This window comes from Pedobacter sp. FW305-3-2-15-E-R2A2 (genome assembly GCF_038446955.1).
Classification (GTDB): Bacteria; Bacteroidota; Bacteroidia; order Sphingobacteriales; family Sphingobacteriaceae; genus Pedobacter.
The window spans coordinates 586,379-611,704 of the sequence record NZ_CP151803.1 but is presented as its reverse complement, the minus strand read 5'-3'; the positions used below and the strand labels follow the sequence as shown (position 1 = coordinate 611,704).

Sequence of the window (25,326 nt, the reverse complement as noted above, 5' to 3'; positions counted from 1 at the left end):
TATTCCAATGAAATTTAGCGTTTAGTAACGCTTCACTTCAAAGTTACTCAATCCTCCATCCAAATTGATAAATATCTTTTTCGTTGAAGCACTATAATTTGGCGTTTCGTAAGTACCATCTTTCAGCTTGGTAAAACCGTTAAAATCTTTGGCAGAAAGACCTGTTTTAGTTTTAATTCTGCATCCTGACTCTATAGGAATATTGATCTTCACATCCGCCACACCTGTTTTCACGTTGATGTCGGTAATCGGAAGTAAGGCACCAAATTTAATATCCAGTGCTGCTGCACCACCATCAAAGTTAAAGGCACGCAATTTATACTCCGAGAAATCAAAATTCACTTCCCCTGCACCCATGCTCATATGCACTTCCCACTCCGGATTTTTGTTCAAACGCAGGTCTACATCATTTCCTCCATCACTCATTGACCAGCCGGATTTACCTTTCATTTTGAAAGTCAGGTTACTGACACTGTCGGACACCACGTTTTGCAAAGAAAATACGCCCGCTCTTTTTTGTACCTCCGCACTGATCAGGCTATCTGTTTCTCCTTTTAAATCAAAGGAAGTACCACCGCCGGAGATGTTTAATATGGCTTTTTTTGCCAGGGAATCAGCATAGGGCTCCGAGAAGCTCAGCTCTTCATAGTTTTCTTCAGAACTGATATCGTCTTTGATCCGGTCTCCAATCCAGCGGTCTCTATTTTCCGGTACCTGCTGTCCTTTTACAAACAACATCGCCAGGGTAATCACCAGCACTCCAATGGAAACCATTCCACCAACCTGAGATTTGTTCCTGCTGAACAAAATATTTACACCTGCAATGATCAGAAATATAGGCCAGAAGCGGAATACACTGCGCCAGTAGAAATCAATGATATTAAAGTTTTCGAGAAGGAGTACGCCGCCGATAAACAACAGCACAATACCCCATATTATTCTATCCGTTTTCATCTGTATAGATTTAGATTTTTAATGGTCATGTTTAGTAAACCTGTCTTCAGCAGGTGCATCAGTGCCCGGCTCCGGACTTACTGTTGGCTGAACGCCTTCAGGACTTACCGGGTTTACCGGATCCACGGGTGCAGAAGGGTTGCTAGGCGCAGTTCCTGCATTTCCCTGTTCCTGCTGACTTTTCCAGGTTTCCCAGGCATTTTTATTTTTACCCTTCATAATGAAACTTACTCCGATGGCTACAAAAACCAATGGCCATAATTTACCCAGGCTAAACCAGAATGGGATAATGTTAAATTCATTCATCAGGAAATAAAGCCCGATCACCAACAGAAATAACCCGCCTACAGTCCTTCCGGTCTCATTATTACTCTTTTGAAAGGGTTTGCTGAAATCGCTCATTTTGGGGCTTGCTTTAAAAGGATCCTCATTGATACCTGAGGAAGTCCAGCCTGTAGAAGAGCTGCTACCTGTAGGTTCAGCCGTATTTTGCGGTTGCGTAAACGCATTTGGCGAGTTAAACGGATTGTTTTTCTGCCCTTTATAATAATCGTTAAATCTTGAAAATTTTGCTGCAGGGTCATTGTTCACCGGAACAACGATCCACATTACAATATATACCAATATTCCCGTACCCACCAAAAATATAGTAGAGAGTACAAACAACAGCCTGATTATGGTTACATCAACCTCCATATACTCTGCAATTCCGGATGAAACACCTGCTACTACTTTGTCGTGTTCATTTCTAAATAATCGCTTGTCCATAATACTTTCCTCCTTTTCTTTATTTATTTATTCTTTAAAATTGTATTGGCTTCAGGGTCACTTCATCAACATTTACACCATCGCTTAAGTTTAAAATCGTGTATAAGGTATTGGCAATATCTTCAGGTTGTACAAAACGCTCAGCAGGAATTTCTGTTCCTTCCCATGATGAGGTCAATGTCGATCCCGGCAAAATGGCCGTTACTTTAACGTTGTATTCAGCTAACTCCCCTCTGCATACATCATTAAGACTGAGCAAGGCTGATTTAGTTACACTGTAACCTCCCGCATTTGTTACAATTTGTTTACTCGCTACCGAGCAAATGTTAAAAATATGCCCCGAACGCTGCGTACGCATCATTTTACCGAAAAATTTAGAAAGATAATAAGGAGCCAAAAGGTTCAGATTCAACTGTTTCTCCAACGAATCATCTGCCTCATCCAACAGCGTTCCCGGCATAAACAGGCCTGCATTATTCACCAAAACGTTCAGTTCCGGCATTTTCTCCCTTACCGCTTCAGAAAAAGCATAAAGAGACGCTTTACTACCAAGGTCAACAACATAAGTAAAGACAGAAACGCCCGTATACTTCAATTCTTCAACCAGGGCAGACAGCTCGGCTTCATTCCTGGAACAAACAGCAAGGTCGTATCCGCCTTCCGCCAGCTTAACGGCGATGGCTTTTCCGATTCCTCTGGTAGCACCCGTAATTAACGCATTCATTTTATCTCAATTTGGCAGCAATATTACATAAAATGCGATAGACTCTATAGCCGTTTTACCACTTAAAACCAGACAAAACACCCGGTAATTGAAATAATAATTTAATAAATAAAGAATGTCCCAACAATTTTTGTTGTTTCTTTGTAGTATTATTGCATTATTACCATAGCTAATTTTTCATTAAATGAATTTCACCAATTTTGGCAGGTACATCCTTTTATTAAAGGCCGTATTCAGAAAGCCGGAAAAGTTAAGTATATATATGAAGGCCATTTTTAAACAAATGGACTTTATCGGCGTCGGCTCTATAGGACTAATAGCCATCATTTCGACCTTTATCGGGGCAGTGATGACCTTGCAGATCGCCTTTCAGCTTGTGAGTGACTTTATTCCAAAAACAATTATTGGTTCTGTAAACCGCGACTCCAGTATTCTGGAGCTTAGCCCAACCATTACTGCAATTGTACTGGCTGGTAAAATCGGATCTGCCATCTCTTCAGAGATCGGAACGATGCGCGTGAGTGAACAGATTGATGCCCTGGAAATTATGGGAATCAACTCTCCAGGCTACCTGATCCTGCCGAAAGTCCTTGCCGGAATTACCATGGTCCCTCTATTGGTGATCTTATCAATGGTATTGAGCATTGGTGGCGGATACATCGGAGGAACATTATCAGGGGCAGTTTCTGCAGCAGAATATGTTCAGGGGATTACCACTGATTTTAACCCTTATACCATTGTTGTAGCCCTGGTAAAAGCATTTGTTTTTGGTTTCATCATTACCTCTGTTCCTGCATATGAAGGTTTTTATGTGAAAGGCGGAGCGCTGGAAGTAGCACAGGCAAGTACAAGAGCCGTTGTAGTAAGTTGTATTACTATCCTGGCATGTGATTACATTGTAACCCAGTTATTACTATGATCGAAATCAAGGACATTTACAAATCATTTGGCGAAAATGAAGTTTTAAAAGGAATTTCAGGACAGTTTAAACCAGGGGTAACCAATCTGATTATTGGAGGTTCCGGTTCCGGAAAAACCACTTTGTTAAAGTGTATGATTGGCTTACACCATCCTGAACAGGGAAGTGTGGAATATGATGGCCGTGAATTTACGACCATGAACTTTGAAGAGAAGATTGAGATCAGAAAAGAGATCGGCATGCTTTTTCAGGGATCCGCGCTCTTTGACTCCATGACGGTAGAAGAAAACATCATGTTTCCTTTAAATATGTTTACGGATCAGAAACGTAAAGAAAAGCTGGACCGCGTCAACTTCTGTCTGGAACGTGTAAACCTGACCGGAAAAAATAAACTTTTCCCTGCAGAGCTTTCCGGAGGAATGAAAAAACGTGTGGGAATTGCCCGTGCGATTGCCATGAACCCTAAATACCTCTTTGTCGATGAGCCCAACTCTGGTTTGGACCCTAAGACCTCCATCGTTATTGATGAGCTGATCAAGGAACTTACAGAAGAATACAATACAACAACTATTGTAGTAACCCACGATATGAACTCCGTAATGGGAATTGGTGATTACATCTTATTCTTACACGAAGGAAAGAAATTCTGGGAAGGATCAAATAAAGAGATCGCCCATACTGATATTCAAGAACTAAATGATTTTGTTTTTGCCAGCCGTTTTATGAAAGCAGCAAAAGACAAATTTTAAATACCCATATTTTTATGATAAGCCTGTTAACACCCACACACTGGAAAGATTATGAGTTGATTGATTGTGGTGATTTTGAAAAATTAGAACGCTTTGGCAACCTCGTCTTGTGCAGACCTGAGCCTCAGGCGGTATGGAAAAAGGTCCTTTCTGAACAGGAATGGAAAAAATTAACCCATATCCGTTTCAAAGGACGCTCCGCAACTACCGGTGAGTGGATGAAGAGCTCCGCACACCTGCCGGACAGATGGAATGTAAACTACAAAAATGACGACGTAAGCATCAACCTTCGTTTAGGGCTTACCTCTTTCAAACATGTCGGTGTTTTCCCTGAGCAGGCAGTAAACTGGGATTATATCTCCTCCTCTGTTAGAAAATTCAAAACACCAGTTCCTAAAGTACTCAATCTTTTTGCCTATACCGGTGCAGCATCATTGATTGCAAAGGCAGCAGGCGCAGATACTACACACGTAGATTCGATCAAACAGGTGGTAAACTGGGCAAATGAAAACCAGGAACTGTCGAACCTTAAAGATGTCCGCTGGGTAGTGGAAGATGCTTTAAAGTTTGTCAAAAGAGAATTAAAACGCGGTAAAAAATACAATGGGATTATCCTTGATCCACCTGCATTTGGACATGGTCCGAATGGAGAGAAGTGGAAACTGGAAGATCACATTCAGGAAATGATGCAGGATGTAGTACAGTTATTGGATGAAGAAGAACACTTCTTAATCCTGAACACTTACTCCTTAGGATTCTCCTCTGTGATTGTAGAGAACCTGATCAAGACTTCTTTCCCACAGGTACAAAACCTGGAAACCGGAGAGCTTTACCTACAGGCAACTTCCGGAATAAAGTTACCCCTTGGTGTTTTTGGGAAGTTCAATACTTTCAAATAGCCTTATAAAAAACAAAGCGTCGGGGCCTAATCCGACGCTTTAAACACACCTAAACCCCAGCAACACCTCACCGGTTATAGATTCTTTTAGCCCTTAACGGCCAATTCATTGACAATTCTCCGCCAGTTTTCATCTTCCGGAATGCCTGGTTTACGCTTTCCAAAAAACTGAACGATAATATTTCCTTCTGCATCAAAAACTTCTATACTCGTTACGATTCCATCTTTTGTTGGCTTTTTCACCAACCAAAGCGAAGCAATTCCATCCATTCTTAAATGCATATTAAATTCAGGATCAAGCACATTGAACCATGGACCGGTTTCCATAATCTTTTTCACCAATCCGGTATGAATCTGAATACAACCGGCACTCCCTGTAAAGACCATGATCTCCAGGTCTGTTTCAGAAGCTTTATGTAACATCGCTTTCAGGGAATCCAGGGTAACCGGGATCGCATGCCCCTCCGGTGCCAGACGAAGCGCCTGAGTACGCGTCAAACCATAAGTATTCAGTAAGCTATGAAAATCATGAGTATCCTCTAAATTCAGCCAGGCCTGTTTAAAATCTGCTACCGCAACTTCCGCATCCGCAAGTTCTGCAACAGGAGCTTTCGTTTCACTAAACGTTAAAGGAGCCTGTTGCTCTTCCGCAGTATACTTCGTCACTAATGCCTGATAAGCATCTTCATCACTACTTTCAGTCAGGTAAACTTTATGTACCGCCTCGCCGTCTTTTCCAAAAAACTGCAAGCTCTTGCGTTCGTTTTCGTTGACTGCAAAACCGGAAGCCCATTGGCCCATGAATAACCTCAGATCGATATCAGGATTAACGGCCAATCCGATTGAACCACGGAAAGACACCTTTTTATAAATCCCTTTACGTTCATGCACACAATGGTCATTTCTGGTTAATGCCATTACATAGCCCAATCCTTCTACTTCTTTCAAAATTTCCGGAAACTGTTCCTGCAGACGAACGGCAGACTCCCCTACTGTAGTTGCGATTAATGCCGCTTCAGAAGTTGCCAGTTGCTTTGCAGCATCTCTGATTCTAACCTTTGGATGTTCGGCTTTAAAAGCCGCCCACTGATTTTTTAGATCTAATGTCTTTTCCATAATTCTTATTTTAATATTGTTTCCGGTACCACCAATGGACAGGCATAACCTTCACATTCCATCAGTTTTACCTTTATACTGAATGTTTCCTGTATATTTTCACAATTGATCACTTCAACAGGGAAGCCTTCTGCTACTTTTTTTCCATTCTTCAACATCATGATCCGGTCTGCAAACCTCGAGGCGAAGTTAATATCGTGCAGAATACAGATGACACAATAACCCCGGTCGGCAAGCGATCTTGCCAACACCATAATCTGTTGCTGGTACTGCAAATCCAAGCCATTGGTGGGCTCATCCAGGAACAGACAGGCATTAGGGCTATCATAAATCTGAGCAATGACCCTGGCCAGCTGTACCCTTTGCTGCTCTCCACCGGAAAGCGTGTTGTAATCTCTGGAAGCAAGGTGAGTAATTCCTGTTTCTTCCATCACCTGCTGCACAATTTTGAAATCAGTGGCTGTTGGCTTTTGCTGAAAATGCGGATATCTTCCCATCAGGACCAGCTCATTGACCTGGAAAGAGATGGAAATCGTATTGTGTTGCGACAATACCGCCCTCGTCTTTGCCAGATCTTCCAATCTGTAATTGTCTAATTCTTTACCATTGATCGTAATCTGTCCGCTAAAAGGCTTGATTTCACGACAGAGCAATTTCATTAAGGTACTTTTACCGGCACCATTGGCACCCAATATCGCCAGCAATTCGCCTTTACCTGCATCGAAACTCAGGTTATCCAATAACTTCTTACCTCCTGCTTTATAGCTCAGTGCCTTAACTTTGATCATTTATGGATTATTTTTATTTCTTTCAGTAATGATGATATATATAAACACCGGTGCGCCGATCATTGCTGTTAATATGCCTATTGGCAGTTCTGCCGGTGCAACTACTGTTCTTGCAATCAAATCTGCCATTGTTAACAATGCCGCTCCCAGTAATGCAGCTCCCGGAATCACTAACCGGTGATCTGCGGTAAAAGTCATCCGCAAAATATGTGGAATGATCAGCCCTATAAAAGCAATCATTCCTGCAACAGCTACCGAAGCACCCACAGCCATCGTAGCCATGGCAATGATGATCCTTTTAACCATCTTTACGTTCACTCCCATATGCATCGCCTGAGATTCTCCTAGGGCAAGCGCATTTAATGATTTGGCAAGAAAAGGCAATCCAAATACCGGAATCAACACAAATGGCAATAAGGTCGTTACTGTTGGCCAGCTGGCTCCGCCCAAACTCCCCAGACTCCAGAAAGTGATGTTCCGTAACTGTGCATCAGTTGCCATATAGGTTAGTAATCCAATAAAAGCACCTGCTAATGCATTAATGGCAATTCCTCCCAGTAATAAAGTGGTAATAATGGTTTTTCCATTTCTCATTGCGATGCGATAGACAAGCATTGTCGTTAATCCTGCCCCGATAAAGGAAGCAAGAGAAAGCGCATAAAAGCCAATAATGCCAGTCAGTTCTTTGAATATTTTAGTCTCTAAAACAATCATAATCACTGCAAATAAAGTCGCCCCTGAGGAAATGCCAATCAATCCCGGTTCAGCCAGCGGATTGCGGAATAGCCCCTGGATTGCAGCACCGGAAACACCCAATGCAGCGCCAATCAGTACGCCCAATAAAACCCGCGGCAACCTTAAATTTAAAAACACTGCCGCCTGTTGAGCTTCAAAATTTTGATGATCAGACAATCCTGTATGGTAAGCTATAATAGAAATCAATTCAGAAAAGCTGATTTGTACCGCACCTACACAAGAGGAAATGACCATCGTCAGGATCAGGACAACAGTTAAAATTAAAAGGATATATCCTGTATTTTTGATCACTTTATCTTCTCCGCTAATTCTGTTACCGCCTGTCCTAAGCGTGGGCCAAAGCTGCTGAGCAATTCACCTTTCATCGTTACAAACCTTTTATTCTTTCCTGCATTGGTTTGCGAAATACCCTGCACACCTAAGAGTCCATTTGCACCACCTAAGCTTTCCAGTCCATCATCAAATAAAAGGATCACATCGGGATTTGCCTTCACTAAAGATTCTGAAGTCAGTGGTTTGTATTCCGCAAATTCAGTAATGGCATTTGTGCCCCCTGCCAATTCGATCACTTTTTCTACCGGGGTTCCAGTTCCACCCACCATCATCGTGCCTGTACCACGTGCATAGATAAAGAGCACTTTAGGTTTTTTAGGGTTGTTGATGTGCTTTTGTGCTTCTGCCAGTTCTGTTTCAAAAACTTTGGTCAGCGAGTCGACTTTTAGCGTATGATGCAGGCTGTCGCCAACCGCACGGATCAGATCTTTTGTTCCTTTCGGCGTCAACTCCTGGTTAAACAGGATCAGCCTGATTCCTGAACTCCTGAACTGGGCAGCTAGCTGGGGGCTTACTTCTTTCGCGATTCCCACCACGATATTGGGTTGTAGGGATAATACACCTTCTGCATTAATCCTCCGGTTGTGTCCTATTTTAGGCTTGCTTTTCAGACTCTCCGGATAATTGCTCGTAATATCTGTCCCTACAATATTTTTCTCCAGACCCAGGCCTGCCACAATTTCACTTATTGTTCCATTCAGGGAAACAATTTTTATGCTATCGGGAAGCTGGTCTTTATTCTTTTTATCTGCACCTACATTGCAGGCAGAAAACGCCGCTACTGCTGTACAAAATAGTATGATTAATCTATATTTCATTAGTATCTTTTTTAATTAAACCTGGTTTTGTGCGGTAAAAAGAGGAGCTTCCGACATCCACCGGAAGCATCCTTCAACCTAAACTAACCAAATTTTAGCCCTTTTTAACGAGTACATATTCCAGTACCGGTTCACCGCGTTTACCGCCGTCATTTGATCCCATTGAAATAAACCTCAGTTTATATACATTTCCAGACGCGTCTTTAATTACATAAAAACGATCCGCTCTCGCTCCTGTTGCAGGCATTGTAGAACGCCATTCGGAACCAATTACATTTCTTTCTGCTTTGAGGCTTGTGCCTGCGATGTCACTTTCTTTAAAATTTGCAAAAGCGATTTTGCTTGTCAATACTTCTGCTGCCTGAGCACCGCCAAGGTTGTTCATAAATACCACATCAGAATATCCATAAGGATAAATCAATTTGTCATCTTCTGGATTTGCTGAATCTTTTCCATAATAAATAGACCATGTCCATACGAAATCCCATTTTGCTTTTGTTGGTTCTACATTAACTACCTGAGCATCTGCAGAAAAAGTGACGAAAGTAAAATTGTTTGCTGGATCTTTCGTAATGTCCAATGTTTTGAAAGTCTTATCTTTTAGCTTAGCATACTGTAAGGCATAACCAGAACCCTTCCTCAAAATTCTGATTTTAAGCAAATTATCTACAGAAACTACGACACCACGAACACCTCCAGCTGGATTTACCACATAAACCATGTTCTCTGCATCTGTTGCAGAAACATTTGAGATGACATCCTTTGTGACATCACCCTTCACATTGTCAATATTTGCAAATGACTTCGCTCCAGAAACACCAGTAGTAATAGAAAGATCATCTAAAATCACATCAGTTTCTGAAACCGTATTTAAATCTGCTTTACCGTTAAGTTTAATGGCCGAAGTACCATTAGTATTGTTCAATCTAACTCTAAAATCAGTTCCTGATGAAAATCCAAGTACCCAGGAATCTCTCTTTACGTTCACCATGGAATTGCTGCTTAAATCTACAAAGACAGAATTCAGCGCTGCGCTTCCTATCTCGGCACCTACGATCCCTTTTAAAGTTAACCTTGCACCTTCAGAGGTGATGGAGCTAAAACTAAGCTGAGTTTTCGCGGTAGTACCCAATACAATAGGATTTCCTGCAGAGCTGATGGTAAAATCTATGGTTTCTGTTCCGTTAATCACGGCATTCGCAACCTTTTTAACCTTAAAAGAAACGGACGTTCCTCCTGCAGGGATCGTTAACGACAAAATGTTGTTTGCTGCAGCTGGTTCAGTAGTATATTCCAGCCCATAACTCAAACCCGAATTGGTCAGATTCACCGTTAAGGGAACTGCTACAGAAGAAGCCATCGCCAGGTTAATTTTCACTACGGTTTCTGTCGCCGTAGCTTCCAGTCCTTGTTTGGCGCTTTCAAAATTAACGGTATTGTCCGGAGCTGGCGGGTCTGATTTCTTACAGGAAATTACCCCGGTAGCTAAAGAGATGATCAAAAGGAAATGGAAAACTTTTTTCATATATTTTTAATTTGATTTATTAATTAATTTTTAGACCAATGCATCGTTAAGCCCAGGAAATAAGAGCGTCCGAATCCGAATGGGTTATTACCATCACTGGTATGTGCTCCACTCTCAACACCTATGGTCCTTACCCTGGTTACATTGAAGAGATTTCTTACACCTCCGTTTATGGTTAAGTATTTATTTACAATTTTATTTAAGCTCAGGTCTGAAATATGAAAAGCAGACATTTCGTTCAACCTGGCCACGAGTTTCCCATTAACAGTGCTACTGGTATAAGCAGCCTGCTTTCCGGTGAATTTATAGAACATGCTGATGCTCGTTTCCAGCTTAGGAATCAGGTAACTGATATTTGTGCTTATTTCAGGTGACCATACGTATTTCGGATTGTTGCCTGATATTTCTTTTTGGTCCGACAACTCATTATACTGTCCGATATAAGACAACCCCAGGTTTGCCTGAAGATTTTTCCAGGACAATACACCAGTCCATTCTCCACCCAGTGTTCTGGATTTATCGAAGTTCAGATAAGTATTTAACCTGTCATTTCCTTCCAGGGTTCCCAAAACGATTCTATTTCTATAATCATTAAAAAAACCACTCAGTACCGTGTTCAACCTGAGCTCCGGGCTATTTTTCAGTGTCCAGGAAAGAGAAGTATTAAAACTGTTGGAATGTTCTGCTTTCAGGTCTAAGTTTCCGGCAATATCATGGTTCGCATCCTTGAAGTAGAAATATAATTCCCGCAACACCGGCGCCCTGAATCCTCTGGCGTAGGACAATCTGAAATCCAGCTGTTCATTTAACCTCACCTTGGTATGCAGCGAAGGGATAAATGGTGGTGCATCATACACTGAATTTTTAACCATCCTGAAACCTGGCTTAATCTGTATTGCATCTGTTAGCTGCAACTGTGAAGAAAGAAAAAAAGCATAATCATTAATTGCTGGTTCACCTGCGATCCGGTCGCCTTTTCCTGTGCTGCGGTTGAATTCAATTCCCGGCTGAAAAGTAACCTCAGGAGATAATTTATATTGCAATGTACTGCGAAAGAAAGTCGACTTAATTGCATCTTTATCCTGCGATCCAGGTTCAAGAGATAAGGTTTCTTTTCCAGTATTGATTTCTTTGTTGGTCGATAAAGTACGACGGCTATAATCCGTGAATGATCCTGCCATGTCCAGGCTTAAATTATCCTTCAGAAAGAAGGAACCTTGTACCTGATGGAACCAGCGTTTGGAGAGGTATTGTTTGTCTGCCGCTACCGGTGCAGCTAAGGTCGTATCATAATCTCCGCGAAGGGTTAAAGTTTCGTCCGTTCCGTTAAAGCGGTACCAAAGGTCCATTTTACTGTTTTTATATCCTCCGGTTGCAGCCGTTAGCCATTGATCCTTAGGCAGCCATTCCTGAGCACGTCCGGTTTTGTTTCCTTGCCAGCCACCAAAATTATTGCGCGTGCCCGAAGCGCCAACATGCCAACCATTTTTTTGCCAGTTTAGACTGAGGTATTCATTATGGATGCCTTTATTATCGAAAGCATCATATTCTTTTCCTGCGGTTTCTTCCTGCACACGCGCAGTGACGGAAAAATGATCACTATTTCCTCTCTTGGTGATGATATTAATTACACCAGCCATGGCATCCGTCCCATAAATCACAGACATCGGGCCTTCCACGATTTCAATCCGCTCTACCGTATTGATGTCAATCTGACCGAGACTTTCCTTATCTACTCCCCGATCCATCATCGGCACTCCATCCAAAAGGACTTTGATTCCTGAGCTGCTGCTGTTCAGTCCCATAAATTTAGGATTACTGATTCCGGTCACCGGATCAGTGGAAAAGCGAATCCCAAGCTCAGTGCTTAATATATTTTTTAAATCCGTTGCCCCGCGAAGCTTAATCATCTGGCTGCTGATCGTGCGAATATTATACACCGAGTTGCGGATCGATTGCGGTTCATATAAACCGGTAATTACGACTTCATTTAACTCATAAGACTTTTCTCCCAGCAAAACAGCCGGAATTTCCTGCTCTTTTCCCGCGGTCACTGTTACCGGAATTTCTATTTGTTTTTTTGTGCTCGATTGAACGATTAAGACCTGCGAACCCGAAGGAGAAGAAATCCGGAAAGCACCATTCTCCGTCGTATACACTGTTCTGTTCATGCCCTTGAGAAAAACCATCACATTCGCAGCGGGCAATCCATCAGCTGTATTTACTTTTCCTGAAATCACTCCAACCTTTTCCTGAGCATGTGCCATCAGAACAGATATAAAAAGCAAAAAGGGAAGTATTAATCGTTTCATTCAACCGTCTATTTAGAATCATTTCAAATAATAATGCAAGTATAAGGACTTATTTAGAATAATTCCAAACATTATTTAGAATAGTTCTAAGGAACTTGCTGAAAATTTAAGAACAGCCAGGCGAAACGGCTTTTTTATTCGTTTAAAGAACCTTATACTTGTAACAATTTTTATCTTTAGAAAACAATTACCACCATATGAAAATACCTCAGTTAGCAGGAACAGTTTTAATCGGAATGGCATCGCTTGGTGTATTCATCAGCTGCACTTCCGACGCAAAGAAAACGACAGAACAGAAGAAAACAGTTAATGCCAACGGAGACACCGTGGTTACTGCAGAACCAGAAGTAGGCACAGTGAGAGAGGCTGTAGATACGGCAAAGTATAATTCACTATTGAAAAAGCTGGCCAATGGTGATACCACAGGAACCTGGCCAGTTAAAAATCAACCTTATCCCCTTGCCGGAGCAATCCTTCCTTTTAAACGTATTGTTGTTTATTATGGGAATCTTCACTCTAAGAAAATGGGTGCTTTAGGAGAATATGCACCTAAAGAAATGTGGAGCAGGTTAAATGCAGAGATCAAACATTGGGAGAAAGCAGATCCTTCGACTCCTGTTCAGGCGGGTGTGCATTACATTGCTTCAGTTGCCAGCGGTACGCCAGGAAAAGATGGCAAATACATCAACCGTATGGGCGATAAGCAGATTGACTCTGTATTGAAGATTGCTAAAATGCAAAACGCAATTGTGTTCCTCGATATACAAGTGGGTTTAAGTACGATCAAGGCAGAATTGCCAAGATTGGAAAAATACCTTCAGATGCCGCAGGTACATTTGGGTATTGATCCGGAATTCTCAATGAAAGACGGAAGCAAACCTGGTAAAAAAATCGGAACCTATGATGCCGCAGATATTAACTACTGCACCGAATACCTGGCAAACCTGGTAAAAAAATATAATCTTCCTCCAAAAGTATTTGTCGTTCATCGTTTCACCAGAAAAATGGTGACGAATTATAAGAACGTTAAACTTCGTCCGGAAGTTCAGGTGGTTATGCACATGGACGGATGGGGCGAGCCGGAACTTAAAAAAGGCACTTACCGTCACTTTATCTTCCCTGAACCGGTTCAGTTTACAGGATTTAAATTGTTCTACAAAAATGATTTAAAGAAAGCACCAAACAGGTTAATGACACCGGAAGAATTGCTGAAACTGAAACCAATACCAAGTTACATACAATATCAATAATAGCTAAAAAAGAGGATGCCGAAAAAGCATCCTTTTTTTTTATCTACTCATTTTTTTTGCTTCATTTTCTCTTTAAAAAAACAAGTCAGATCCATCTTCGGGACATGGCTTAAAACGCTTCTGGCTATACAGGCTCTAACCAAGCTCTATACTCGGTCTATACTCGGTGCAACCACGCTTGCAAGCGTGTTAAAGGCGGGTAATCAGCCTGGATAAATTGCGCATGTAATGAGGCATAGTCGTCCGGTTCCAATACCTCGTATTTGTTTGGTAATCATCTGAAGAAAGAAGAGAGAAGTAGGGAAAGAAATCAGAAGGTCAGCCTCGCTTCAGCCTTAGGATTGTCCAGTTTAGTGCTTTTCCTTTGACCGTTCAAAGTCACATGGACCATATTGGACTGGGAATCATGTTCATCAAAAAGAATATCATTCCGGATATCGAAGTTTTTAATGGTTTCTAATTTTTCCGTTTCGAAATAACACCAGGCAGCATCTTCTTCAATCTCATAACCAATATACTTTAGCGGCAAAGGTTTTTGATTCGCCCTAATCTGTAAATGCTTTTGCAGGTAATCAGCAATCAGCAGGTCCACCTTCTTACGATCCAGCGGTTTTAAGATATTCAGCTTCGCTTTATACTTGTGGTCCAGCGCCTTTTCAAAATCATCAAAGAAAACACGCACGCTTACCTGTACCGTTTTTGTTTTCGGATTTTGGGTGATTTCCGTTACACTCACATAAAACGGATGAAAGAGATGAAGAAAGGAGATCAATAAAACTTGTACCATACTTGCTTGTAAAGGACCTGAAATTAAAAAAAAGTTTGCATAATTAATTCAAAATTACGATTTTAAACCCCAATGCAAGATTTTTGGCTTTATTTCCAGTTAGGTTGGCAACATATTTTAGATTGGCAGGGATATGATCATATCCTTTTTGTAGTGGTATTGTGCGTTACCTACGCCATCAGCGACTGGAGAAGGGTCCTGATCCTGGTTACGGCTTTCACCGTCGGCCATAGCATTACACTGGCATTAAGTGTCTTCAAAGTAATTACCATTAATACTCCACTTATCGAATTTCTGATTCCGGTAACCATCCTGATTACCGCTACAGCCAATATATTAAACAAAAAACCGAAAAACCGGGGCACGAATTTCAAATATCTCCTTGCGTTATTTTTTGGCCTTATTCATGGACTGGGCTTTTCCAACTACCTGAAAAGCTTACTCGGAAAAAGCACCAGTATTGTTGTAGAACTCCTGGCCTTTAATTTAGGACTGGAAGTTGGTCAGGTGATTATTGTCGTTGGAATTCTCCTGCTTTCCTTTCTCCTGATCTGGATTGTAAAAATAAAGCGATGGGACTGGAATTTCTTCATCTCATCAGCTATATTTGGTATATCATTTATTATGGCTGCCGAGCGTTTTTCCGCTGCTTTTCTAAATTGATCTGCCGATTAAAAAGCAGCCAACCAAACCAACATACTATTCCTAACCCCGATGAAAAGAAATTTACTGCTATTTGCTGCGCTCTTTTTAACCATAAACACCTATGCCCAACATTTAAATAACCCTGGCGCTAACCATGGAAATAAATTTGAGCAATTGGGAACCATCATTTCAGATCCAAATTCCTACCGGTCGGCCTCAGGTGCACCTGGACCCGCATACTGGCAACAACGGGCAGATTATGAAATCAATGCCACACTTGACGAGAAAAACCTACGCCTTACCGGTTCAGAATCAATTACATATTATAACAATTCACCTGATCCATTGAGCTACCTCTGGGTACAGCTCGATGAAAATGAACACAAAGCAACCAGCGACAATAAGCTGACCGAAACCAGTCAAATGAGCGATCAGATGAACTATCAGTCGCTTTCCGGCATCATCGGCGAAGCAAATGATCTTGGTGTAAAAATCATCAAGGTAACGGACGAAAAAGGAACCCCACTTCCCTATACCATCAACAATACCATGATGCGCATCGACCTTCCCACTACGCTTCAACCAAAGGGAAAATACAAGTTAAACATCACCTGGGATTATAAGATATCGAACAGAATGACTGTCGGCGGTAGAGGCGGCTATGAATACTTTGCTGAAGACGACAACTACCTCTTTACCATCACTCAATGGTTTCCCAGGATGGCCGTTTATTCGGATGTTCAGGGCTGGCAGAACAAACAGTTCGAAGGCAGAGGAGAATTTGCACTGGTATTTGGCAATTACAAAGTTAACATGACCGTTCCTGCAGACCACGTAGTTGGTGCAACCGGCGAGTGTCAGAACTATGCACAAGTACTAAATAGTGGTAGTCTGAAAAGATGGAATGCCGCGCAAACCGCAGCATCGCCCGTAGAGATCGTCAATCTTGAGGAAGTAAAATCGGCCATGACGAAAAAGTCAACCGCAAAAAAAACCTGGACTTACACTGCTGAAAATGTAAGAGATTTCGCCTGGGTTTCTTCCCGCCGACTGGTATGGGATGCCATGGCGACCCATATCAATGGAAAAAAGATTATGGCCATGTCCTATTATGGTCCTGAAGCTTATCCATTATACAATAAGTATTCAACGAAAGTTATTGCCCATACCTTAAAGGTATATTCAAAACATACCATCCCCTACCCTTATCCGGTAGCGATCTCGGTGGAGGCTGCAAACGGGATGGAATATCCGATGATCTGTTTTAACTACGGACGTGCGGAAAAAGATGGAACTTATACAGAAGCCATTAAATATGGAATGATCGGTGTGATCATCCATGAAGTAGGGCATAATTTCTTTCCCATGATCGTCAACTCTGATGAAAGACAATGGTCATGGATGGATGAAGGGCTGAATACCTTCTGCCAGTATATGGCGGAGCAGGAATGGGACAACAACTACCCTTCACAGCGCGGCCCTGCACATAAGATCGTGGATTACATGAAAATGCCTAAAGATCAGCTGGAACCCATCATGACCAATTCAGAAAACATCATCAATTTTGGTCCAAATGCTTATGCTAAACCCGCCACAGCATTGAATATCCTGAGAGAAACGGTAATGGGCAGGGAGTTATTCGACTATGCCTTCAAGGAGTATGCGAAACGATGGGCATTTAAGCACCCTACTCCTGCAGATCTGTTCAGAACAATGGAAGATGCTTCTGCGGTAGATCTTGATTGGTTCTGGAGAGGCTGGTTTTTTGGAACTGACCCGGTAGATATTGCGTTGAACGACGTTCGTTACTACCGCATGAACAGCATGAAACAAGCGGAAGAGAAGAAAGAGGATAAAAAAGCATTTGAAAAAAACAACGACAATATCAGCAGGGGAAGAAACCGTGCCGAGGGGGTAAAATTTGCCGTAGAGCAAGATACAACGCTCCAGGATTTTTACAATAAATTTAATCGTTTTGAGGTCAGCAAGACTGCTGATGAGCAGTTTCAAAAGTATTATGCGTCTTTAACTGCTGACGAGAAAAAACTATATGAGCGCAAGAAAAATTTCTATGAGCTTGACTTTTCAAATGAAGGGGGACTGGTGATGCCAATCATTATCGAATGGACTTTTGCCGATGGAAGCAAAGAAGTAGACCGCATTCCTGCCTATATCTGGAGAAAGAATGAGAACAAAGTGACTAAAGTTTTTGCTAAAGATAAAGAAGTAGTTGCCGTACAACTTGATCCCTACCGCGAAACTGCTGACATCGATGAAAATAACAATTCATGGCCGAGAAAAGCAAAACCTTCAAGGTTCGAATTGTTTAAACAACAACAATCCCCGAGAGGGGCTTCTGCCGGACCAAACCCGATGCAACAGTCCAGACAAAAATAAATTACCTTCCTTTTGTCTTGTATTTTCTTAGCAATACAAGACAAAAGGAATTTCAGTCTTCCCTCAGGCAAGCAATCACCAATAACACCAATGAACACAGCGGGCATTAGTAAGACATGTACGAACTCTGCTGTATATCGGTCCGGTATTTAATTACTCCACGTAAGGTCGGCCACATCAAAAAATTCCAATCCACCATCCTTCGCTCTTTTCTGAAGCGACAAAATTTGTGCTATCCGCTGAATTGACTTCTTCAATACTAATCGAAAAGCTTCAAAAGAACATCAAATGTAGCAAACAACGTTCATTAAAGGAATTACGCCACTATAAAATACATATAAAAATGAAAAAACAAATTAAATAATTCATAAAAAGAAAATATAAATTATATCAAGAAATATTTAAAATTTCAATATATTAGATAAACCATCATTATTTTAAAAAGAAAACAGAAAGAAAAAACAACGCAACCAGGCCAGTCTCAAGGAGATCAACCGGTACAAATTCGTTCTTAGGAAGCTATAGGGGAAAAACTATTAATCTAACCAATCAATTTAAACAGTATGAAAAAGCTAAAAAAATTATCAGCGAGTAAAGAAGTTATTGAAACTTTAGACGGAAAAGTGATGAAGAATGTTGTTGGTGGTATCACCGGAACCTGTAGTGGCGGATGTCCTACAAGAGCCTCAACTATAACCCTTTGCTCTGGAAATCCAGCTGGATGTGGTACTTGCACCAGTGGTTGCCCATGTAAACCTAACAAGGGATTTGAACCTGGATTAGATCCTATGGATCCTGGATTTGGATTCGGATTGTAATCATTAATCAAAATGACCTTTTCAAATTAACTAACCAAAATGAAAAAGTTAAATAAATTATCCCTGAGTAAGAAAATCATCGACGCGCTCAACAACAAAGTGAAGAAGATTATAGTTAGACACGGATAAATGATTAATAGAGAATGGTTATCCTGGTGATAACCATTCTCCCCGCACAGAAAGACCATGTCCTACGTTTAAAACAGATGAAAATATCATGTTGAAGTACCTGAATAAAAACTTAATTGGAACTGTGCTGTTCATTTGTCTCTTTCTACAGACACTGGAAATCTGCGCCCAATCCCCCGAAAGCTTCAAATCGGCATTGGTGCAGCAATCCATTAATTTAAACCCCCAGCAATTATTTAGCAATCCAGCACAACATCAAGCTCTTCCCTTTCCCGACTTTGGGGATTTTAAAGTTTTTGGAATCGGAGAGCAATCCCATGGGACAAGCGAATTTATACGGGCAAAAACCAGGCTGATCAGCTTTTTATCCGCTAAATATAAAATCAACAAAATAGGCTTGGAAGCACCAATGGCAGAAGTAGATCGGTTAAACGCTTACTTATTGGATGGAAAACCAATGCTTCCGGAAATCTTAAAAAGCTTTCAGCTTTATAACTATGAATGTAAAGAATTTGCTGATCTCGTTGAAACGGTAAGAGAAATCAACCGCAAAAACCCAGGGCAAATCAGCTTTTTCGGATTCGATTTTCAAAGCCCATATCAGACTTTACAAAACTTATCCGCTTACAGTAAAACAAGAAAAATTCCAAATACAGATTCTATTGCTAAAATCATCGGATATTACAAACAACTTGACTATCAATTGTCTTCCCATACGATCAGTCCGGAAGATTTCCAGACCCTGAATGCGATGAGCAAACAGTTTATGACGGATTATCAGGGCCTCCAGACCAAGGACAGTGCTTTAGATTCCGGCCTGGCTAAGAACATCAACAATTATCAGCAGTTTCTACTGCTAAATGATCCTGAAAAAAACAAACATGATGTACGAATCATGTCGAATACAAGAGATTCCTTAATGGCCGAGAATGTGCTCAGCGAAGTCACAGCAGGGAGTAAAATCATCCTGCTCGCCCATAATGGCCATATACAGAAAACGCGAAATCCATATTCAAAAGCCATGGGGCTCTTTCTGAAAAGAAAACTGGGTAGCGCTTACAAAAGCATGGGCATGTCTACATCGGAAGGCTTTTATACCGCATACAATGATCAGCAACAAAAAGTAAGCAGTAAAAACCCCATTCAACAGCCTTTGGCAGATAGTTTTGAATATTATTTTTCACAAACACACAAACCTGCTTTCCTATTGAATACGAGACTGATTTCAAACAGAAAAATCCCTGCCAAAAAGTATCGCTTTTTACCTTTTGGTTATACCCATAAACAATTCCAATCCGGCAATATCCTGGCCGATTTCGATTACATCCTACATATTAACAAAACAACCGGAACCAACAGCTTTTATGTCAACTAAACCAAGCAACACCGAACAGCCCACTTCTGCGGAAGAGATTTTTCAGTATGTGGAATCTCATGAAAATCCATTTTTAAACCTCAGCCTTCTGGCAGGTAATTATGGTCAGATTTTATATTATGGATACCTCTATCAATCTTACCGAAATCCACAGTATTTAGAGCGGGTATATGACCTGATCGAGGCTGCACTTGATACCTTTCAGGAGCAAATCTCTGGAAATGACAACCTCGATGCGACTCATGGAAGCGGTTTCTCCGGTTTCTTTTGGGTACTTGGTCACCTTTCTGAAATTGGTGTACTCGAAGAATCGCTGGATGACATCATTGATTCGGACATACAGGAATTCGTAGAGAAATCACTGGATGCTGATATTGAAATTGAGAATTACGACCCCCTGTATGGCTTTATTGGAAAAGGGCTTTTTCTACTTCAGCAAAAAGAAAAACCATTTGCAAAGCGGGGTATTGAAAAAATCATCAAAGCATTAGATCAATCAAAAATTACAGATAAAGATGGAAATTACACCTGGGTAGATATCCGGAACCTCACTCATGCTGACAAAAACAAAAGTGAACATGTCGTCTATGATTGCGGGCTGGCTCACGGGGTTGCGGGAATTATTGCTTTTTGTTGTGAGGCATACCCTGTACTTGAAGATCCGACATTGCGGACATTAACCAAAACGCTCATCCGAAAAGCTTCCTCATGGCTCCTTTCTCAGGAGAAGGACAACGACCTTTTCAAATTCCCTATTGCTAAATTTAAAAATACGGTTGATCCAGGTAACCACCCTTACTATGCCAGACTCGGCTGGTGCTATGGAGACATTTGCATTGCAATTACTCTTACCAAGGTAGCTTCCATTTTAGATGAGGATGACTATTTCCGTACGAAAGCAATGGAGATTGCCATCCATTCTACCGCCATCGACCTGCAACAGTCAGGAACGGTAAAAGAAAATGGTAAAATCGACCCCTCATTTTGTCATGGAACCTGCGGGATCAGTTATATTTATTTAAAGTTGTTTGAGCAGCTCAAAGACGAAAGATTGAAACAGGCAAGTAAGTTCTGGGAAAAGATCACCAGGGAACAAACCGTACAATATCTGGAGGAGCAAAACCTGATCAGTGAACTTACAGATCAACAGGAAGACTACGGACTGCTCTATGGATACATGGGGATCGGATTGGTAAATCTCTCACTGGAGGAAAACAAAAGCTTTACCTGGGATAAAATGCTCTTATTGTAACACATGATGAAACAGATTAAACTGGGCTTACTCGAATTCGGGGAATTATACAAAAATCAGTACGATTATCCTGGTCTGCTGAAATATGTACAGTGTGCAGATGAGCTTGGGTTCCAAAGAATCTGGTTCGCAGAGCACTACCATGACAATGTTGCCTTCAGTAATCCTGAAGCTTTACTGCCCATGCTGGCATCATCCACAAAAAAGATCAGCATTGGAACTGGCGGTATACTCTTAAAATATCATTCTACCTACAGAATTGCCACCTTCTATAAGCTGCTTTCCACTTTATTTCCGGGCAGAATTGACCTTGGTTTATGTAAAACGCTCCTTCCGGCTCATCTCGGAGCACAATTATTAGGGGCGCATTACGAAGAAGAACCTTCATTTCCCGAAAAGGTGCTGGAGCTTTTAAACCTGCTGGATGCGAGGAGCCAGGAAACACCTTCCGGATTAACCATTCCTCCACCGATTGCAGAAACCAGCAAACCTTCTTTATGGATGCTCAACTCTTCCTTTGAAGATATCCATCATTATCCTTTGGGAAAAATCAATTATTGCCGTTCTCTGTTCCATACCACCACTACATTGAGAACGACGGAAAAGGAACTGATTAAAAGCCCGGATAAGGCCTGTAAAAAAGCCCTGGCGATTGCCGTTTATTGCTCTGAAAATAAATCAAAAAACAATGCATTCCTAAGATCTCTTCAGGAAAAAAGTCAGCTTCAACCGGAGAAAATTATAAGCTGCACTCCTCAAGAACTCCATGTACGTATCCTGGAGCTGACTTCAGGAACTGCGATAAAGGAAATAGTGATCCTTAATCTTGGAAAAAATTACAGAGAAAAAACCAAGGTCCTTCATTTACTAAAAAAACAATTCAGCTAAGCCATGCATATCTTTCAAAAAGCAATCATGAGACTTCCGGTTTTACCTGTCTCTCTCCTTCAGGACATTGAAAAGAAGATCAGCAATCATGAGCCTCTGGACAAATACATCCTTGACATACTATTAGAATCCATCTACATTGCTGCTCCTGGTTTTTATACCCTCTTGATCAGGGAACAAAATGAGGAGGGTATTTTTTATGATGAGAAAATAAAGATAAGTCTTTTAAGATATCTGAACAGATTGTGTCAGCGGGCCACTCCATATGGAACCATGGCTTATATCACGGCGCTAAATTTAGCCCAACACAGCTCTGCCATTAATCCTTCAGAAGGTAGCCTGGAAAAACACAGCAGGCTTGACGCCCAGGTTGCAAATTTACTCATTGAACACCTGAAAAAGATTCCCCGTACACTAATGCTGAGCCGGTTATACACAAATAATTCCGTGTATACGCTTAATGGAAAAATCAGGTACATAGAGCATAGGGTAGAAAAAAACATACGGAAGTTTAAATTATCTTCGATGGATCCTGATGAGATCATTTACGAAGTGTTACAATTCTGTAAATCAGGAAAAAACAAAAAGGAAATCAGTAACTACATCCTCTCTATTGAACCGGAACTGGACGTAGAAGACATTCATGAATATCTTGATGACCTGTTGGAAAATGGACTGCTTTTATCAGAACTCGACCTGAGGATGAATGATGTCAATGTCCTGGATAAACTCTCTGAACTTTTAAACAGTCCGGACTTTGCCACAGAAGATTATGTAGAGATAACCACATTGATTGCTGCGTTAAAAACAGAAATGCAGCAGCTCAGAGACAGTTCTGCAACCGCAGCAATTGTTCACCTTAACCGGATCAAGGAACTTCTCATAGCAACTCAAAGACTGGAAGAAGACAGCTCATTTTTACAAATCGATTGCTTTAAAACATTAGATGGCCATATCAATAAAAATATAGCCTACAAATTAGCACGGGTATTACAGTCTATGAGTAAAATCCATGAAAGCTATAGAGGACCGGCACTGGAAGCATTCAAAAAAGAATTCTCCAGGCGATATGAGGGCAGATCCATTCCCCTTCTTCATGCGCTTGATCCGGATACCGGAATCGGATATCCTGTTAGCCGGAACATAAACCATAACAAAAGCGATGAACTCCTGCCAAGATTGGGCAGTTCTGCCTCAGAAGAATCAGATACCTTACAATATTTCTTCAACAACTGGTCCCGCTTTCTCCTAGGAAAATACAAAGAAGCCATCGCAAATGGAACGAACGAAATCTCCTTATCAATTGAAGAGTTGAAACCATTCGAAAAAAACACCAATGCCCGGCTTCCACTGACACATACGGTATTGTGTAAATTAAGTACGGATAGTGCGGAATCACTCGACAACGGAGATTACCTGCTCTATCCTTTTGATCTTCATGCTCCTTCCGCAGCAAACGTCTACGGAAGGTTTTCTCACCTGAATGAATCAATTGGCCAGTTGATTACAGAGATTGTCAGGAAAGAGGAGGAATTCTATAAAGATGCCATTTGTGCAGAAGTGGAACATATCGGACAGATTAAAACAGCTAACGTTAATCTAAAGAATTTCAACAGGTCCTGGAGTCTTCATGTAGCTGATGCTCCAGCCAATACCAACAGTTCAAAATACCTGGATCTGCACGACCTCTACCTAAATCTGAATGAAGAGAACAGATTAATCCTCTTTTCTAAAAAACTGGAAAAGGAAATCGTACCATACATGACTACCGCCTATAATTACGGCGTTGACGAACTTCCGGTAATTAGCTTTTTGGGTGATTATCAACATCAGGGAAATCAAAACACCTTATTATGGGATTGGGGAATGCTCCGGGAACTCGACCATTTGCCAAGACTGGTGATCGATAAAAACATCCTCATGGCCCCGGCAAGCTGGAATATCAGAAAAGAAACCTTGAACTTACAGTCCTTTGAAGCATTTAAAGACAGTTTGCAACTGATTTGTAAACAACACAAAATTCCCGCGCAGGTTATTTACGGAGATGCAGACAACCTCTTGTTGCTAAATCTGGAATTAGAACTGTATTTAAAGATGCTTTTTAAGGACATCAAAAAGAAAGACGCGCTTCTTTTTACAGAAGATGTCAATAACAGCAACAACCAATACGTTTCCGATGGTCAGCATAGTTATACCAACGAGTTGCTCTTTTCTTATTATCATCCCCATAATGAACGCGATTCAAATCTCCTTCAGGAACCCTTCCTACAGCCTGAAAAGAAGACTTACCTACCCGGAGAAGAATGGGTTTATTTAAAAGTATACTTCAATTCCATGAACGCCGAAGCGCTGATTCTTCAAACCCTGAATGATTTTCTGCCGGAAATAAAGGAGATCCGTTCTTTTCAGAAATGGTTCTATATCCGGTATGAAGATCCTGAACCTCATTTCAGGTTAAGGTTTAAATTCTCGGATCCGAAGGATATCAGCATTGCAATTGCCTTATTGAATGAAAACTTTAAAGCCCTGATTCATCTTGGTTATGTAGGCAAAATTGCCTACGATGGATATAGCCCGGAAACGGAGCGATATGGACATCAAAACATGGACCTTGTAGAAGATCTATTTCAGGTCGACAGTGAAGCCATTTTAAAACTAAGACTTTTGCTGTCCTCAGCCCATAAAGAAGAAAAAATCAGCTGGCTGTCCGGCCTGTACAATATCCATCGCTATCTATCCATGATTTTTAGCCAGGAAGAAGCCGATAAGAAGGCAAGTTTCATCAAAAATACAAATGCGCAATTTAGAAAAGAATATCATTTAAGTAATGCTGATTTTAAAGGGGTTAATCTTTTCTTTGAACAGAACAAAGCTAAGGTTACAGAAATAATGGCTGGCAAGGCCGGTTTATATCCTGATATCCATTCCATTTTTGAGGAAAGACAATGGAGGTTACAGGACATTATCCCTGGAATCGAAATGACTGAAAAAGTGATCTTCGGTTTGATACATATGTCCATGAACAGACTTTTTCCTGTAAACCCAAGAAAAAAAGAGGCCATCTGTTATGACCTGTACCGTTCGGCATTAAAACGTAAACCTGAACCTGTTGCTAAATAAGCCTG

At 41.2% G+C, this 25,326-nt stretch carries 21 protein-coding genes; 11 read left to right on the top strand and 10 right to left on the bottom strand.

Annotated features, from left to right (window positions below; genetic code table 11):
- Positions 1 to 21: 21 nt before the first annotated feature.
- From AAFF35_RS02425 to AAFF35_RS02415, 3 genes are read right to left on the bottom strand one after another with little or no spacing between them, the layout of a single operon-like run.
- Complete coding sequence (locus tag AAFF35_RS02425; protein ID WP_342330725.1) at positions 22 to 954, bottom strand: DUF5668 domain-containing protein; 933 nt, start codon at positions 952 to 954, stop codon at positions 22 to 24.
- Between the two features lie 18 nt (positions 955 to 972).
- Positions 973 to 1,722, bottom strand: coding sequence for a PspC domain-containing protein (locus AAFF35_RS02420; protein ID WP_342330724.1), 750 nt, complete (start codon positions 1,720 to 1,722; stop codon positions 973 to 975).
- A gap of 34 nt (positions 1,723 to 1,756) precedes the next feature.
- Positions 1,757 to 2,446 carry an SDR family oxidoreductase gene (locus AAFF35_RS02415; RefSeq protein WP_342330722.1) on the bottom strand — a complete coding sequence of 230 codons (690 nt, stop codon included), beginning with the start codon at positions 2,444 to 2,446 and terminating at the stop codon, positions 1,757 to 1,759.
- 184 nt (positions 2,447 to 2,630) lie between these two features.
- Here AAFF35_RS02415 and AAFF35_RS02410 point away from each other — a divergent pair, with 184 nt between their 5' ends.
- From AAFF35_RS02410 to AAFF35_RS02400, 3 genes are read left to right on the top strand one after another with little or no spacing between them, the layout of a single operon-like run.
- Positions 2,631 to 3,365, top strand: a complete 735-nt coding sequence (locus AAFF35_RS02410; protein WP_073229842.1) for an ABC transporter permease — start codon at positions 2,631 to 2,633, stop codon at positions 3,363 to 3,365.
- The gene (locus AAFF35_RS02405; protein ID WP_342330720.1) at positions 3,362 to 4,114 is read left to right on the top strand and encodes an ABC transporter ATP-binding protein; all 753 of its coding nucleotides are present in this window, start codon (positions 3,362 to 3,364) and stop codon (positions 4,112 to 4,114) included. Before AAFF35_RS02410 ends, AAFF35_RS02405 begins: the two co-directional genes overlap by 4 nt.
- 14 nt (positions 4,115 to 4,128) lie before the next feature.
- Complete coding sequence (locus AAFF35_RS02400; protein ID WP_342330718.1) at positions 4,129 to 5,013, top strand: class I SAM-dependent methyltransferase; 885 nt, start codon at positions 4,129 to 4,131, stop codon at positions 5,011 to 5,013.
- A gap of 86 nt (positions 5,014 to 5,099) precedes the next feature.
- Here the strand turns inward: AAFF35_RS02400 and AAFF35_RS02395 are convergent, their stop codons facing one another.
- The 6 genes from AAFF35_RS02395 to AAFF35_RS02370 all read right to left on the bottom strand — a co-directional run bounded on the left by AAFF35_RS02395 (position 5,100) and on the right by AAFF35_RS02370 (position 12,660).
- Entirely contained in the window at positions 5,100 to 6,128 is a 1,029-nt protein-coding gene (locus tag AAFF35_RS02395) for a ChuX/HutX family heme-like substrate-binding protein (RefSeq protein WP_342330717.1), read from the bottom strand.
- 5 nt (positions 6,129 to 6,133) lie between these two features.
- Positions 6,134 to 6,916 carry a heme ABC transporter ATP-binding protein gene (locus AAFF35_RS02390; RefSeq protein ID WP_342330715.1) on the bottom strand — a complete coding sequence of 261 codons (783 nt, stop codon included), beginning with the start codon at positions 6,914 to 6,916 and terminating at the stop codon, positions 6,134 to 6,136.
- Positions 6,917 to 7,963 carry an iron ABC transporter permease gene (locus AAFF35_RS02385; protein WP_342330714.1) on the bottom strand — a complete coding sequence of 349 codons (1,047 nt, stop codon included), beginning with the start codon at positions 7,961 to 7,963 and terminating at the stop codon, positions 6,917 to 6,919.
- Complete coding sequence (locus tag AAFF35_RS02380) at positions 7,960 to 8,823, bottom strand: ABC transporter substrate-binding protein (RefSeq protein ID WP_342330713.1); 864 nt, start codon at positions 8,821 to 8,823, stop codon at positions 7,960 to 7,962. Before AAFF35_RS02380 ends, AAFF35_RS02385 begins: the two co-directional genes overlap by 4 nt.
- Positions 8,824 to 8,917: 94 nt before the next feature.
- On the bottom strand, positions 8,918 to 10,348 hold the full coding sequence (locus AAFF35_RS02375; protein ID WP_342330712.1) for an HmuY family protein: 1,431 nt from the start codon (positions 10,346 to 10,348) through the stop codon (positions 8,918 to 8,920).
- A 23-nt stretch (positions 10,349 to 10,371) separates the two neighbouring features.
- Positions 10,372 to 12,660 (bottom strand): TonB-dependent receptor, encoded by a 2,289-nt coding sequence (locus tag AAFF35_RS02370; RefSeq protein ID WP_342330711.1) that lies wholly within the window; start codon positions 12,658 to 12,660, stop codon positions 10,372 to 10,374.
- Positions 12,661 to 12,857: 197 nt separating this feature from the next.
- On the opposite strand from AAFF35_RS02370, the gene AAFF35_RS02365 reads away from it, so the two are divergent.
- Complete coding sequence (locus AAFF35_RS02365) at positions 12,858 to 13,910, top strand: hypothetical protein (protein WP_342330710.1); 1,053 nt, start codon at positions 12,858 to 12,860, stop codon at positions 13,908 to 13,910.
- A gap of 310 nt (positions 13,911 to 14,220) precedes the next feature.
- On the opposite strand, the gene AAFF35_RS02360 is transcribed toward AAFF35_RS02365, so the two are convergent.
- On the bottom strand, positions 14,221 to 14,697 hold the full coding sequence (locus AAFF35_RS02360; RefSeq protein WP_342330709.1) for a DUF6702 family protein: 477 nt from the start codon (positions 14,695 to 14,697) through the stop codon (positions 14,221 to 14,223).
- A 72-nt stretch (positions 14,698 to 14,769) separates the two neighbouring features.
- Between AAFF35_RS02360 and AAFF35_RS02355 the strand changes: the two genes are divergently transcribed.
- The 7 genes from AAFF35_RS02355 (at position 14,770) to AAFF35_RS02325 (ending at position 25,321) form a co-directional block, all read left to right on the top strand.
- The gene (locus tag AAFF35_RS02355; RefSeq protein WP_342330708.1) at positions 14,770 to 15,360 is read left to right on the top strand and encodes a HupE/UreJ family protein; all 591 of its coding nucleotides are present in this window, start codon (positions 14,770 to 14,772) and stop codon (positions 15,358 to 15,360) included.
- A 51-nt stretch (positions 15,361 to 15,411) separates the two neighbouring features.
- The gene (locus AAFF35_RS02350) at positions 15,412 to 17,739 is read left to right on the top strand and encodes a M1 family metallopeptidase (protein ID WP_342330707.1); all 2,328 of its coding nucleotides are present in this window, start codon (positions 15,412 to 15,414) and stop codon (positions 17,737 to 17,739) included.
- Positions 17,740 to 18,302: 563 nt separating this feature from the next.
- Positions 18,303 to 18,557 (top strand): TIGR04149 family rSAM-modified RiPP, encoded by a 255-nt coding sequence (locus AAFF35_RS02345; RefSeq protein ID WP_342330706.1) that lies wholly within the window; start codon positions 18,303 to 18,305, stop codon positions 18,555 to 18,557.
- Between the two features lie 217 nt (positions 18,558 to 18,774).
- Positions 18,775 to 20,061, top strand: a complete 1,287-nt coding sequence (locus AAFF35_RS02340; protein WP_342330705.1) for an erythromycin esterase family protein — start codon at positions 18,775 to 18,777, stop codon at positions 20,059 to 20,061.
- Positions 20,051 to 21,313, top strand: coding sequence for a lanthionine synthetase LanC family protein (locus AAFF35_RS02335; protein WP_342330704.1), 1,263 nt, complete (start codon positions 20,051 to 20,053; stop codon positions 21,311 to 21,313). The genes AAFF35_RS02340 and AAFF35_RS02335 overlap by 11 nt, the downstream gene beginning before the upstream one ends.
- A 3-nt stretch (positions 21,314 to 21,316) precedes the next feature.
- Positions 21,317 to 22,201: an LLM class flavin-dependent oxidoreductase gene (locus AAFF35_RS02330; RefSeq protein WP_342330703.1), complete on the top strand. Its 885-nt coding sequence runs from the start codon at positions 21,317 to 21,319 to the stop codon at positions 22,199 to 22,201.
- Between the two features lie 3 nt (positions 22,202 to 22,204).
- On the top strand, positions 22,205 to 25,321 hold the full coding sequence (locus AAFF35_RS02325) for a lantibiotic dehydratase (RefSeq protein ID WP_342330702.1): 3,117 nt from the start codon (positions 22,205 to 22,207) through the stop codon (positions 25,319 to 25,321).
- Positions 25,322 to 25,326: the final 5 nt, after the last annotated feature.